Consider the following 13,259-nt stretch of genomic DNA (forward strand, 5'->3'; position numbering starts at 1 on the left):
ACTTTTTACTACAGTTGTCATATTTATTTATTAAATCGCCAAGCAAGTACCCAAGATATTACTGCAGGAACTGTTAAATACAAGTTAATCTTGCCATCGTCTTGCAAATATAGAAGTGTAGAAATAATACTTAATGTAATTGCTAAGGCGGTAATGACCTGGTTTTTACTATTACGGCTTTGTTGTTCATTCAAGCGTTGTATTAATAACTGCTGTTGCTGTTGAACTTGTTTTGTTTGCGCTAAATTGTGGTAAACCAACTCTGGAATGTCCGGCAACTTCTCTAACCAAAAGGGCGCTTTTGTCTTTATTTTTTTGATCAGCGTTTTAGGACTAACTTGTTCCATCATCCAATTTTCTAAGAAAGGCTTAGCGGTGTCCCATAAGTCTAACTGTGGATATAGCTGACGGCCTAAACCTTCAATGTATAATAAGGTTTTTTGTAATAACACAAGTTGTGGTTGTACTTGCATGTTAAAACGACGGGCTGTGTTGAATAAGTTAATCAATACCTGTGCAAAAGAAATTTCCGATAATGGCTTTTCAAATATAGGTTCGCATACTGCTCTAATAGCAAATTCAAATTCTTCAACAGGTGTATCTGCAGGTACCCAACCAGAGTCAATGTGCAGCTGCGCGACTTGTCGGTAATCTCGATTGAAAAAGGCTAAAAAGTTTTCGGCTAGGTAACGCTTATCTTCGTTGGTTAAAGTACCAACTATGCCACAATCAATGCCAATCCAAAGCGGATCTTCAGGATGCTCGTAGGAAACAAAGACATTGCCGGGGTGCATATCAGCATGAAAAAAGCTGTCTCTAAATACTTGGGTGAAAAAGGCTTCAACACCGCGTTCAGCAAGTAATTTAAAGTTAGTATTTTGTGCTTCTAAAGCTGCGATGTCTGATACTGGAATGCCGTAAATACGCTCCATCACTAATGCATTTTTAGTACAGTAGTCTGAATAGATTTCAGGGACATATAAGACTTTAGAGTTTAAGAAGTTACGACGTAATTGAATGGCATTAGCACCTTCACGCATTAAATCGAGTTCATCTAGAATGGTTTTCTCATATTCTTTAATGACTTCTACAGGGCGTAAGCGTTTTGCCTGTTTTACAAAACGTTGCACTAAACCTGCTAACCACTTCATGAGTTGGATATCTGCAACAATGGTTTGATGAATATCAGGACGGGTTACTTTGATGACCACTTCACGACCATCTTCTTTAAGGGTAGCAGTATGGACTTGCGCAATAGAGGCTGACGCTAAGGCAACTTTATCAAAATTTGTAAAAATATCTTGTATAGGCTTCTGAAAAGCCTCTTCTATTTGCTTGATGGCGATCTCACCATCAAAGGCAGGGACATTATCTTGTAAATAAGCGAGTTGATCAGCGTAAATAGGGGATAACAAATCACGACGAGTTGATAGCATTTGGCCTAATTTAATATAAATAGGACCGAGAGATTGCAAACTAAGGCGTAAGCGTTCAGGTGTCGTTTTATCTTGATGCTTAGGGCTTACCCAAAATAAACAGGTACGTAATAACCAGTAGCTCTTAGGTATTTGGCCTTCCGGCGCGAGATCTATTAACCCATATTCAATAATTGTTTTAGCTATTTGATATAAACGGGATAACTCTTTAATTTTAATCATTTATTTCCAATTACTTATTCGTAAGTCGCTTTTCTATTCGCTGTTCTAAACGTTCAGTTTGCTCATTTAATAGTGATACCTGATCACAAAAATAAACAACCTCTAAAGCACTCGGTGCAAGTTTAATCTCTTCGGTTAAATACAATGCAGTTTGCTTTTCTATTTTAGAAAACTGATTCTTAGACTCTTTGCTTAAGGATTTAGCGTGATAACAAAGTTTATGGGCAATCACATCGCCTACTTTGTGTGATAAATGCTCTTCCCAATCAATATCCATCTCAGTTAATAACTGCGCAAATTGCTGTACAAGCTGAATATCGCCTTCGACTTCTAATTGGTCTGTTTTAATTAAATTGGTCAGCTCATTATTATCTTGTATTTTGCCTAGTGCACTCAAACTGACTTGTATACGGCAGTTTGGTTCACCTTCAAATTGATGCAAAATATCAACTTGTTGCTCTGAAATAGCAAAATATAAAGGGAAGTTGACTTCCTTTAAGCTAACACCAACGACGACGCCATTAAGTTGTTTACGCTTTACGGCGGCACCGCTATCTAATGAGTGTAATTGATTTACACCTGTTTCTAATAATCCACAAAGTAAATTAACTAATGGCATTAAAGTCCCGTTTTTCTGTGTTTATGGTGTTAATATTTATAACCACGATGTAACGCAACAATGCCAGCACTTAAATTGAAGAATTCAGTGCCTTCAAAGCCAACATCTTCCATCATTTTTTTCAGTGACTCTTGATCTGGATGCATACGAATACTTTCAGCTAGATATTGATAACTCTCACTGTCATTCGCGATTAACTTACCCAGTTTAGGAAGAATATTAAAAGAATAGAAATCATAGAATTTTTTGACCGGGCTATAAATTGGTTTTGAAAACTCTAAAACAAGTAAGCGGCCGCCTGGTTTTAACACGCGGTAGATAGAGGCAAGTGCTTTATCTTTATCAGTAACGTTACGCAAACCAAAGGCAATGGTAATTAAATCAAAATGATTGTCAGGAAAAGGCAGCTCTTCTGCATTGGCTTGAACGTAACTAATGTTTCCTTCAAGGCCCATATCACGTAATTTAGTGCGGCCAACCTTTAGCATTGAATCATTGATGTCAGCTAAAACTACTTGTCCATTTTTACCTACAATACGTGAGAACTTAGCGGTTAAATCACCCGTTCCGCCTGCCAAGTCTAATACTTTTTGACCTTGACGTACGCCAGAACAATCAATCGTAAAACGCTTCCAGATGCGATGAATGCCCATTGATAAAACATCATTCATGATGTCGTATTTGGCCGCTACAGAGTGGAATACGTCGGCAACTAATTCTACTTTTTTATCTTCTTCGACGGTTTTGAAACCAAAATGGGTTGTTTTGTCTGGGTTTTCTTGCATGATTGTCTCTTACCTTACGGAAAAATGTATCGTTCATTTTAAATCCTTGCATGATAGCAATATTTAAAGAATATTTGGATCTTTATTGTTGATACTGAGATTCTTTTTGTTTCTTATTTTATGCTAATTTAATGTTACGTTTTGACCATAAGTAGTATAAATTAATTGTTATTATGATTTATTCATGAAAATAGTAGTGTTTTATGACTGTGTTCTACTATCAAGGTAATCTGTTATTCGTCGACGAATTATTACTGCTCTAATATTTTAAACTTGGGATTCTATTATGCTGAAAAATATTCAACCAACACAAACTAAAGCTTGGGCTAAGTTACAAAGTTTATTTAATGAACACGCTGATATGCAAATTTCTGAATTGTTTGCCGAGGATGCTCAGCGCTTTGAAACATTTTCACGCCAATTTAACGACGACTTTTTATTAGATTTCTCTAAGAATCTAATCACTGAAGAAATTTTAACAAGTCTGTTAGATCTTGCTAAAGAAGTTGATTTGGATAGCGCAATAAAAGCACAGTTCTCAGGAGAAAAAATTAATATTACAGAAGGGCGCGCTGTTTTACATACTGCACTTCGTAACCGTAGTAATTCACCTGTTTTTGTGGATGGTGAAGATGTCATGCCTAAAATCAATGAAGTACTAGCACAAATGAAAGCATTTTGTGAAAAGGTGCATTCAGGTGAATGGTTAGGTTACACCGGTAAACGTATTACCGATGTCGTTAATATCGGTATCGGCGGCTCTGATTTAGGGCCTTACATGGTGACAGAAGCGCTACGTCCTTATAAAGTTGATGGTATTGAGACACACTTTGTCTCTAACGTTGATGGTACACACATTGTTGAAACCCTCACTAAGGTGGATCCGGAAACAACGTTATTCTTGATTGCTTCTAAAACGTTTACTACACAAGAAACCATGACTAATGCACACAGTGCTCGTGATTGGTTCTTAAATTTTGCACAAGATGAAGCGTTTGTTGCAAAACATTTCGCTGCACTCTCAACCAATACCGCAGCAGTTACTGAGTTTGGTATCGATACCGCGAATATGTTCCAGTTCTGGGATTGGGTTGGTGGACGTTACTCAATTTGGTCTGCAATTGGTTTATCCATCGCATTAACTGTTGGCTTTGATAATTACGAAGCGCTATTAGCCGGCGCTCATGAAATGGATCAGCATTTTGCGACGACTGATTTTAAAGACAACATTCCAGTATTATTAGCTGTGATTGGTATTTGGTATAACAATTTCTATGGTGCTGAGTCTGAGGCGATCTTACCTTATGATCAATATATGCACCGTTTCCCAGCTTACTTCCAACAGGGGAATATGGAATCTAATGGTAAATGTACCGACCGTAATGGGGACCCAGTAGATTACCAAACAGGGCCTATCATTTGGGGTGAACCTGGTACAAATGGGCAACATGCTTTTTACCAGTTAGTGCATCAAGGGACCAAATTAATTCCTTGTGATTTTATCGCACCAGCTGTTAGCCATAACCCAGCCGGTGATCACCACCCTAAATTACTATCAAACTTCTTTGCTCAAACCGAAGCATTAGCCTTTGGTAAAACCAAAATGCAAGTAGAGTCTGAGTTTACAGCCGCTGGTAAATCTCTAGAGGAAGTGGCTGATTTAGTGCCATATAAAATATTTGAGGGTAATAAACCAACCAACTCTATCCTTGTTAAAAAAATCACACCTAGAACATTAGGTCAATTGATCGCGATGTACGAGCAAAAGATTTTCACCCAAGGTGTTATTTGGAATATCTTTACTTTTGACCAGTGGGGAGTGGAATTAGGCAAGCAATTAGCAGGACAAATTTTACCTGAATTAAGTAACAATGACTGCGTAGAAAGTCATGACTGCTCAACCAACGGTTTAATCAATGCTTGGAAAGCTTGGAAGTAATTATTCTTCAATAGCGGATTTTAAAAGTACAAAGCCTCATTAATTTTTAATGGGGCTTTTTTGTTTTTATAGCGCTCTACGTTGCTAGTAAATGTGGGTTTATAGCATTGAAGGGGATTGGTTTGATGGAAAAGGGCTAGCCTTGGCAATTAACCATACTTAGACCATATCTATTCTTTAATTTGTCAGTATAAGCTCATCAAACTTTTTAATGACTTGCTCTGTCCTGATACCTTGCATTATATGGTCACCTTTTGCACGAGCACTCCAAGGCAGGTCTTTTAACGCTTTTTTATGCTGTTGTTGAACATGCTTCTCATAAACACTAATGACGTTATCTTGGCTAAGATAAGGCCCTGTACGCTTAGGGTTACTGTGTCCATATAAGCCAATCACTTGGGTACCTTGTGTAGTGGCGATATGCGCTGGACCTGAGTCTGGTGCAAGCACTAAGCTCGCTTGCTTTAATGTTGCCGTTAATTGTTTTAATGAGGTTTTACCAATGAGATTGGTCGCTGAGTGCTGCATACTGTGTTCAATTTGCTCCCCTAATTTCTGCTCTCTTAGCATTGGTGAACCACACAATACAACTGTGTAACCTTTTTCTACCGCATGGTCTGCAACCGCTGCATAACGCTCTGTTAGCCAGTTTCTTTCGTCTTTACTGGCAGCAGGGCTGATCACAAATAACGGTTTATCATCCTCTGTAATTTGTTGTGCAAAGCGAATATCGTCGCGACTAAGAGGGATATTCCAATGAGGGGATGTTTTATCAATACCAAGAAAGTAAGCAAATTCAAAAAAGCTATCCAATACATGTAACGAGTTTTTATCTGAGATTTTTTTATTGGTGAATAACCACTGGCCTTCTTTAGCACGCTTAAAATTAAAGCCGATTTTATACTTTGCTTTAATTCCTACTGTTAATGCACTGGCCCTCAATGCAAGCTGCATATGTAATAACGCATCAAACTTGCGATCAGAAAGTTGCTTCCAAATTGCTTTCATTCCTTTATAACCGCTTTTCTTATCAAAAATAATGACCTCTACACCAGGTAGGTCATTTAATAATTGAGCCTCTATTTTCCCCATAATCCAAGTTATTTTAGTGCTTGGCCATTGCTTTTGAATGGCTTGCACCATGGCCACAGCATGGCAAACATCACCAATAGCGGAAAGACGCAGTAAGCAGATAGATTTTGGTGCAGATGTAAATAAAGGCATGTTAATATCTTATTTTTGGGTTAATGGGTCATAATCATGCTGAAAACGGTTGAGCAAAATAATTTATATATCGTATTCGATGATAGCTTAATTGATGAAAATATTGAACGTTGTTTTGATCCTCAATATTGGCAGTCTGCAAATAAAGTGGTGGGATCAGCTTCAGGGCGAGGCACTACTTGGTTTGTTCAGCTAGAAACAATGCAAGGGGCACTGCGTCATTATCGTCGCGGCGGCTTATTTGGAAAACTAATCGCAGACCATTATTTATTTTTAGGTTGGCAAAAAACACGCTCTGTTGCAGAGTTCAGGCTGTTGCAAAAATTAATTAAATCTGACGTAAATGTCCCTAAACCGATTGCCGCTAGAGTGGTGAAGAAGGGTCTATTTTATAAGGCGGATTTACTCTCTGAAAAAATTCCAAATGCCTCTGACTTAGTTGACTTATTGCAACAGCGAGCACTGACAGAAAATGAATATAAAGCGATTGCTATTCAAATAAAAAAAATGCATCGCGCCCAAGTGAATCATACCGACTTAAATATCCATAATATTTTAATAGATAAAGACGCTAAAGCGTGGATTATCGACTTTGACAAATGTTATCAAGAAGAAGGTGATAGTTGGAAAGCAGTTAATCTACAGCGTCTATTACGCTCTTTTAAGAAAGAATTAAAAAAACGACAAATCAAATGGACGATCAAGGATTGGCAGTTGTTATTAAAAGCGTATGAACAGGTATAAATCACTCAGTGACATGAATTAAATTAACCAAAATACTGTTTTACCATTATCTTTTTTATATGTTTTTAGCCAAGGTAATTTCTATTATTTTTTGCGATAATATTTGGAGGGAGTTACATATTTCATTGATAATATAGAATTTTTTATGGATTACGATGTCAATGACTTGTCCGTGTATTATGCAACTGATTACATTACAGGTATGATATTAAAAAAATAAAGAGAACAAAGATGAAAAAGACAACTATTGGCGTTTTAATGATAGTAAAAAATGAGCAGGTTCATTTAGAAAATTGTTTAGAATCAGTAAAAGATTGGGTTGATGAAATTGTGATTGTCGACTCTGGTAGTACAGATAATACTGCTGAGATTGCAGCAAAATATACTGATAAGTTTTATGTACACTCTAAATGGCCAGGCTTTGGTAAACAACGTCAAATAGCACAGTCTTATATGCAATCAACTTGGGTTTTGGCACTTGATGCTGATGAGGTTGTCACAGAGCAACTAAAAGAAACTATTTTAAATGCAGTAAAAGAAAATAATCAGGCATGCTGTTATAAAATAAACCGCTTAAGTAAAGCCTTTGGGTCTTATATTAAGCACTCTGGTTGGAGCCCTGATTGGGTGTTACGTTTATACCCTCGTACTGAAATGCAATATAATGATTCATTAGTACACGAACAAGTCGATGTTCCTAAAGGTTATATTATTAATAAGTTAGAAGGGAATTTACTTCATTTTACTTTTGATAACTTATCACAATACACTCAAAAAACTTCGCTCTACATATCCTCATGGGTAGATCAAAGGGAAGGGCGTAAAAAGGCTTCTTTTAGCCAGGCTATCTCCCATGGTTTTTTTCGCTTCATCAAAATGTACTTTATTCAAAAAGGTTTTTTAGATGGTAGACATGGCTTACTTTTAGCGATATTAAGTGCAAATGTTGTTTTCACTCGTTATGCTGATCTTTGGCTTCGCGATTATGTAAAAAAAAATAAGTAAAGGGATTTAAAATGCATATTTGTCATGTCAATTTAGCATCAGGCTTCAGCGGTGGTGAACGCCAAACGTTACAATTAATAAAACAACAAGTTGTCGAAGGTTATCAGTTAACGGTTGTTGCTAACCCTAAAAGCCCGTTTGTTGATGAAATAAAAAAATTACCCGTTAAACTTGTATTAGCATCGCACTTTACAGGGGCGCACCATAAAAAAACGACGGTGGATTGTGACTTAATACATGTACACGAAGGGCGTGCAATTTATTGGGCTTTGATACAAAAGTGCTTATTTAATGTTCCCTATATTATAACGCGTCGCATTGATAACCCGCTAAAAGATAAATGGCTTGCTAATCGTGCTTACAGTAATGCTTCTTGTTTAATTGGATTAAGTACAGCCATTGTCGATGCAATTAAATTGCGCCACCCACAAGCTAATATCCAAAAAATACCTAGCTCGCCTGTGTTTTACCCTGCAAATGAAAAGTTTGTCGCTGAGATTAAAACCCGTTTTAAAGGTAAAAAGATTATTATCCAAGCTTCTAATTTATTAAAACATAAAGGACATCGAACCAGTATCGAGGCTTTTAAGTTATTGGAAATAACACAGCCGGATCTACATTTGGTGTTACTTGGCGAGGGGCCTGAAAAAGAAAGTTTATTAGCACAGTCAACAGGAATGAAGAACATTACTTTTGCTGGTAAACAAAGTGATATGGGAAGTTGGTTTACTGCTGCAGATTTGCTTATTCACCCTTCTGACAGCGAAGGCCTAGGTTCGGTAATTTTAGAGGCTATTAAAGCTGGATTACCTGTGATAGGCAGTAATGCTGGTGGTATTCCTGATATTATTGAAGATCGTGTTAGTGGGTTATTAATTGAAGCTAAGAACGGAGAGTCTTTAGCCAGTGCAATTGTTGCTATTACATCCGATAGTGATTTAAAAGCGTGTTTACAGGATGGAGCTCAAGAAAAATTGAAAGAATTTGATATAACTTTTACAAGTTCCCTATATAATACTATTTATCAATCAGTTAAGTAAGTTACCATTATCCTATTTTCAATTGTATTAAGACAGGCACAATGAACAATAAGAATCAAATAAAACGTTTTTCTTATTATTTTTTTAATGCACTAGGACTATTTGTTCCTAATGTTATCTTTCGCCGTTTACTTAAAAGGAATTTAAATAAATTATCCTGTGAAAACCAGGGTTACATTAAAAGTCGAGTTGATTACTACAATAAATTATCTGTTGTTAATCTTGATATTAAGTTTGAACATTGTGTTGCCTCATATAAGAAAACGAAAGGTACAACTTATTATTTTGATATGCGTAATGTTATAAAATATTTTCCATCTTCATTTAAGTTTTCTATGATAGCAGGGGATGTTACCTGTATCCCCAATTCCCCTAGCTTTGTTAAAAGTCGCCCTATTAATGGCCATAATGAAAACTCAGTACTGTTAAAATTGAATAAAATTCGACACTTCAATTTTATTAAGGATGAGATACCTTATAAAGACAAAAAAAATATGAGCGTATGGCGAGGAGTAGGTTACCAACCGCATCGAGTACAAGTACTCAAACAGTTTTATGCACATAAAATGTGTAATATCGGGCAAACTAAGCCCTACCGAGGAAACCCTTGGGAAAAAGAATTTATGTGTATTAATGAACAGCTACAATATAAATTCTTATTGTGTATCGAAGGTAATGATGTTGCCACCAACCTGAAATGGGTGATGTCATCAAATTCATTATGCATGATGTCTAAACCTAAGTTTGAAACATGGTTTATGGAAGGTAGGCTAGAAGCTGGAGTTCATTATGTTGAGCTTAAGGGGGATTATTCTGACTTAATCGAAAAAATGAACTATTATTTGGCGAACGAAGATAAAGCATTGCAGATTATTAACAATGCTAATCAATATGTTGAACAATTTAAAGATGAAAAAAGAGAGAAGCTAATTGAGCTGCTTGTCGCGCAAAAATATTTTGAGCGTTCAGGGCAGTTATAAATTAAATTCTGCTAATGTTTGGTTAATAGCCCCTTGATTTGACTTCACTACTTTTAAAGCGGATTGCCCTTGAGTTAGGCGCTTCATGTTATCGTTAAATAACGCTGCTGTTACGGTAGCTAATTGCTCTGAATCTTTAACAATCGTTGTCGCATCAGCTGCACATAATTGCTTAGTGATGTCTGTAAAGTTGAAGTAGCTTGGTCCTGTGATGCTCGCAATACCCAGCGCTGCAGGCTCTAATAAATTATGTCCTCCGACTTTATCACCTATTAAGCTCCCCCCCATAAAACAAAGATCTGCAGCTCCTAATAACATCAACATTTCACCCATAGTATCAGCAAGGTAAACCTGCGTATTTACGCTGACCGTTTGATTATCACTGCGTCTAGTTGTATCAAAACAATATTCTTTCGATGCAAGTGTATACACACTATCAAAGCGTTCTGGATGACGAGGAACGAGTATTAATAATGCATTTGAATGTTGTTTTAGCAGTAATTTATGCGCTTCTAAAACTTGCTCATCTTCGCCTTGATGGGTACTGGCTGCAATCCAAACTGGGCGCTGTAAGCCTAACTCATTTCTTAGAGATGTAGCCTGTTGTTTAACTTGCTCGGTTATCTCAATATCAAATTTTATTGATCCGGTGACCTTTATCTTATCCTTATTTACACCAAGCGTTATAAAACGATTTGCATCATCTATATGCTGGCACAACACTTGAGTTATATGCTGAGAGAGTAACTTGAAGATAGCTGGGACTTTTGCATAACGATCTGCTGAACGTTGCGACAGTCGCGCATTAATAATTGTAATAGGTAAATTAGCATTTGCAGCTGAATGTAATGTATTTGGCCATAGCTCAGTTTCCATGATAAATAATTGGCTAGGGTTTATTTTTTTGATAAATGAGGTAACACAAAAACTGAAATCAAGTGGCATATAGCGATGTTCTACTAAGCTGTTTAATTTGCTCGCTTGTTCTGCTCCAGTGCTAGTGGTCGTTGTTAATACTATCGCTTGGTCAGGGTATTTCTGTTTTAAACGTTTTATCAAAGGCGAAACAGCTAACACTTCACCAACAGAAACAGCATGTATCCAAATTGGCTGTTGCAGCGTTTCTAAGGCAGGTGTTATACCGAAGTGCTCTTTCCAGCGCTTACCTACACTCGGCTTCCCAGGTTTCTTTTTATACAGAGAATATAAAAAGAAAGGGGAAACTAAGACTAATATAAGGGTATAGAAAAAACGAACTAACATGACGCGACTTTAATTGCGCGGAGTTTTTTAATGCTTAATAAAACGCTTTCAGGGGTTAATTCTGTTAAACATTTCATATGCGAAAACTCACACTCTCTTTCAAAGCAAGGTCGGCACTCGATATCTGTACTGACAATTTCAACAGAACCTGCTAATGGTGGAGTATATTTAGGAGATGTTGAGCCATATACAGCCACCACTTTACAGCCAACAGCTGCTGCAACATGCATGAGTCCTGAGTCATTACTGACGACAATCTCACAGTTTGCGAGTAAATCAACTGCTTCAATTAGGTTGGTGCTACCTGCAAGGTTATGTACTTTATCTTGCTGAGCACTATCAACTTGGTTTTTAATTTGTTCCGTGACATCTCTGTCCTTAGCGGAACCAAATAAGCAGACTTGAAAGCCTTGCTTTATCATTTCATTGGCGACCTTTGCATAGTGTTGCTCAGGCCAGCGTTTAGAAGGGCCAAACTCGGCTCCTGGACAAAGCCCAACAACAGGGGAGTCGAGGCTAATATTAAATTTATTAATGGCTTGTTGCTGTAAATTCTTATCGATAAACAAGGCAGGTTTTGCTATTTTATTTAATCCGCCTAGGCTGCTCGAATCTTGCATTTCTTGCTTAGGGTAAGCAAGTGCAACATAACGCTCAACCATATATTGAAATGATTTTTTGTTAGGGCGTAAATCATTTAATAAACCATAACGCATTTCACCTTTCCACCCTGTTCGAGTAGGGACTTTGGCAAAAAATGGAATTAATGCTGATTTAGCAGAATTAGGTAAAATATAAGCTTGATTATATTGTTCTTTTTGTAAAGCTATGCCTAGTTTACGTCTCTCAAAAAAGCTAAATTGGCCATGTGTTAAAGGCATTTCAATTGCTTTATTGACTTCAGGCATGCGCTCTAAAATTGGCTTACACCAAGCCGGAGCCATTACATCGATAATAGCCCCAGGGTGTAAGTTTGTTAAGGTGATATAGAGACTTTGAGACATCACCATATCACCGACCCATGAAGGGCCGATAATTAAAATTTTCATTCTATTTGTTTAACCATGACATATATTTAGTTGTCCCTTCTGCGACTGAGGTAAAGCTATCTGTGTAACCTGCAGCACGTAAATTGGTTAAATCTGCTTCAGTAAAGCTTTGGTATCGGCCTTTTAGATGATCTGGGAAAGGAATGCGTTCTATTTCAGCATGGCTTCCTTTTTCATTTTTATGATATTCAACAACAGCTTTACCCACTTCTAAGAAAGACTCTGCTTTACCTGTACCTAGGTTGAAAATACCAGAAACAATATTGTCAAAGAACCATAAGTTAACTTTACAAACATCATCTATATATACGAAGTCACGCTTATGCTCACCTTCGAATAATTTCGCGTTTTCTCCGGCATTGATCTGGTTATTTAAGTGGAAAGCAACGCTGGCCATGCTGCCTTTATGTTGTTCTTTTGGACCATAGACATTGAAATAACGGAAGCCAGTAATTTGCGGTAACATTTCACCGTGTTCTTCTGCATCTTTCCATAGATTTCGTACGTATTGATCGAATTGAAATTTAGAGTAACCATACACATTTAATGGCTTTTCAAATTCTAATTCTTCTTTGAATGTATTATTGCCGCCATAAGTTGCTGCTGAAGAGGCGTATAAAAATGGGATATCTCTTTCAATACAGTAATGCAGTAGATCTTTTGAGTATTCATAATTATTTTCCATCATGAATTTCCCATCCCATTCAGTGGTTGCAGAGCAAGCACCTTCGTGGAAGATTGCGTCAACATCACCAAACTCTTGTCCTGAGACTATTTGATTAATAAACTCATCTTTATCCATGTAGTCCATAATTTTTAGGTCAACTAAGTTTACGAATTTAGTGCCATCAGTCAGGTCGTCAACAACCAGTATATCTGTAATACCGCGATCATTTAATGATTTAACAATATTACTGCCGATAAAACCTGCACCACCAGTGACTATGAACATA

Annotated in this window: 12 protein-coding genes; 5 read left to right on the forward strand and 7 right to left on the reverse strand. The window is 37.0% G+C overall.

The features are described 5' to 3' along the window. Positions 1-23: 23 nt before the first annotated feature. Genes ubiB through ubiE form a run of 3 tightly spaced genes read right to left on the reverse strand, consistent with a single transcriptional unit; the run spans position 24 to position 3,062 of the window. Positions 24-1,658 (reverse strand): ubiquinone biosynthesis regulatory protein kinase UbiB, encoded by a 1,635-nt coding sequence (gene ubiB, locus V6256_RS00320; RefSeq protein ID WP_341595974.1) that lies wholly within the window; start codon positions 1,656-1,658, stop codon positions 24-26. A 10-nt stretch (positions 1,659-1,668) separates the two neighbouring features. Then, complete coding sequence (locus tag V6256_RS00325) at positions 1,669-2,277, reverse strand: ubiquinone biosynthesis accessory factor UbiJ (protein WP_341595975.1); 609 nt, start codon at positions 2,275-2,277, stop codon at positions 1,669-1,671. 29 nt (positions 2,278-2,306) lie between these two features. Continuing rightward, complete coding sequence (gene ubiE, locus V6256_RS00330) at positions 2,307-3,062, reverse strand: bifunctional demethylmenaquinone methyltransferase/2-methoxy-6-polyprenyl-1,4-benzoquinol methylase UbiE (protein ID WP_341595976.1); 756 nt, start codon at positions 3,060-3,062, stop codon at positions 2,307-2,309. A 286-nt stretch (positions 3,063-3,348) separates the two neighbouring features. Here ubiE and pgi point away from each other — a divergent pair, with 286 nt between their 5' ends. Then, on the forward strand, positions 3,349-5,001 hold the full coding sequence (gene pgi, locus V6256_RS00335; RefSeq protein WP_341595977.1) for a glucose-6-phosphate isomerase: 1,653 nt from the start codon (positions 3,349-3,351) through the stop codon (positions 4,999-5,001). A 177-nt stretch (positions 5,002-5,178) separates the two neighbouring features. Here pgi and V6256_RS00340 read toward each other — a convergent pair whose 3' ends face one another. Then, positions 5,179-6,225, reverse strand: a complete 1,047-nt coding sequence (locus tag V6256_RS00340) for a glycosyltransferase family 9 protein (protein ID WP_341595978.1) — start codon at positions 6,223-6,225, stop codon at positions 5,179-5,181. A 36-nt stretch (positions 6,226-6,261) separates the two neighbouring features. Between V6256_RS00340 and V6256_RS00345 the strand changes: the two genes are divergently transcribed. The 4 genes from V6256_RS00345 (at position 6,262) to V6256_RS00360 (ending at position 9,994) form a co-directional block, all read left to right on the forward strand. Next, entirely contained in the window at positions 6,262-6,969 is a 708-nt protein-coding gene (locus tag V6256_RS00345) for a 3-deoxy-D-manno-octulosonic acid kinase (RefSeq protein WP_341595979.1), read from the forward strand. 231 nt (positions 6,970-7,200) lie between these two features. Continuing rightward, positions 7,201-7,974 carry a glycosyltransferase family 2 protein gene (locus tag V6256_RS00350; protein ID WP_341595980.1) on the forward strand — a complete coding sequence of 258 codons (774 nt, stop codon included), beginning with the start codon at positions 7,201-7,203 and terminating at the stop codon, positions 7,972-7,974. An 11-nt stretch (positions 7,975-7,985) separates the two neighbouring features. Next, a complete protein-coding gene (locus tag V6256_RS00355; RefSeq protein ID WP_341595981.1) occupies positions 7,986-9,014 on the forward strand; it encodes a glycosyltransferase family 4 protein in 1,029 nt (342 codons plus the stop codon). 41 nt (positions 9,015-9,055) lie between these two features. Further along, entirely contained in the window at positions 9,056-9,994 is a 939-nt protein-coding gene (locus V6256_RS00360; RefSeq protein ID WP_341595982.1) for a glycosyl transferase family 90, read from the forward strand. On the opposite strand, the gene waaA is transcribed toward V6256_RS00360, so the two are convergent. Genes waaA through rfaD form a run of 3 tightly spaced genes read right to left on the reverse strand, consistent with a single transcriptional unit; the run spans position 9,989 to position 13,258 of the window. Further along, positions 9,989-11,257 carry a lipid IV(A) 3-deoxy-D-manno-octulosonic acid transferase gene (gene waaA / locus V6256_RS00365; RefSeq protein ID WP_341595983.1) on the reverse strand — a complete coding sequence of 423 codons (1,269 nt, stop codon included), beginning with the start codon at positions 11,255-11,257 and terminating at the stop codon, positions 9,989-9,991. The genes V6256_RS00360 and waaA overlap by 6 nt on opposite strands. Continuing rightward, positions 11,251-12,306 (reverse strand): lipopolysaccharide heptosyltransferase II, encoded by a 1,056-nt coding sequence (waaF, locus tag V6256_RS00370; protein ID WP_341595984.1) that lies wholly within the window; start codon positions 12,304-12,306, stop codon positions 11,251-11,253. Before waaF ends, waaA begins: the two co-directional genes overlap by 7 nt. A gap of 1 nt (position 12,307) precedes the next feature. Next, positions 12,308-13,258, reverse strand: a complete 951-nt coding sequence (gene rfaD / locus V6256_RS00375) for an ADP-glyceromanno-heptose 6-epimerase (protein ID WP_341595985.1) — start codon at positions 13,256-13,258, stop codon at positions 12,308-12,310. Between the last annotated feature and the right edge of the window lies 1 nt (position 13,259).

It is taken from the genome of Psychromonas aquatilis (assembly GCF_038155185.1).
Taxonomy (GTDB): domain Bacteria; phylum Pseudomonadota; class Gammaproteobacteria; order Enterobacterales; family Psychromonadaceae; genus Psychromonas; species Psychromonas aquatilis.

Coding starts and splice junctions, on each gene's coding strand:
- V6256_RS00350 (WP_341595980.1), top strand. CDS start 7,201: ATGAAAAAGACAACTATTGGCGTTTTAATGATAGTAAAAAATGAGCAG.
- V6256_RS00340 (WP_341595978.1), bottom strand. CDS start 6,225: ATGCCTTTATTTACATCTGCACCAAAATCTATCTGCTTACTGCGTCTT.
- V6256_RS00325 (WP_341595975.1), bottom strand. CDS start 2,277: ATGCCATTAGTTAATTTACTTTGTGGATTATTAGAAACAGGTGTAAAT.
- waaA (WP_341595983.1), bottom strand. CDS start 11,257: ATGTTAGTTCGTTTTTTCTATACCCTTATATTAGTCTTAGTTTCCCCT.
- rfaD (WP_341595985.1), bottom strand. CDS start 13,258: ATGTTCATAGTCACTGGTGGTGCAGGTTTTATCGGCAGTAATATTGTT.
- pgi (WP_341595977.1), top strand. CDS start 3,349: ATGCTGAAAAATATTCAACCAACACAAACTAAAGCTTGGGCTAAGTTA.
- V6256_RS00355 (WP_341595981.1), top strand. CDS start 7,986: ATGCATATTTGTCATGTCAATTTAGCATCAGGCTTCAGCGGTGGTGAA.
- V6256_RS00360 (WP_341595982.1), top strand. CDS start 9,056: ATGAACAATAAGAATCAAATAAAACGTTTTTCTTATTATTTTTTTAAT.
- ubiB (WP_341595974.1), bottom strand. CDS start 1,658: ATGATTAAAATTAAAGAGTTATCCCGTTTATATCAAATAGCTAAAACA.
- V6256_RS00345 (WP_341595979.1), top strand. CDS start 6,262: ATGCTGAAAACGGTTGAGCAAAATAATTTATATATCGTATTCGATGAT.
- waaF (WP_341595984.1), bottom strand. CDS start 12,306: ATGAAAATTTTAATTATCGGCCCTTCATGGGTCGGTGATATGGTGATG.
- ubiE (WP_341595976.1), bottom strand. CDS start 3,062: ATGCAAGAAAACCCAGACAAAACAACCCATTTTGGTTTCAAAACCGTC.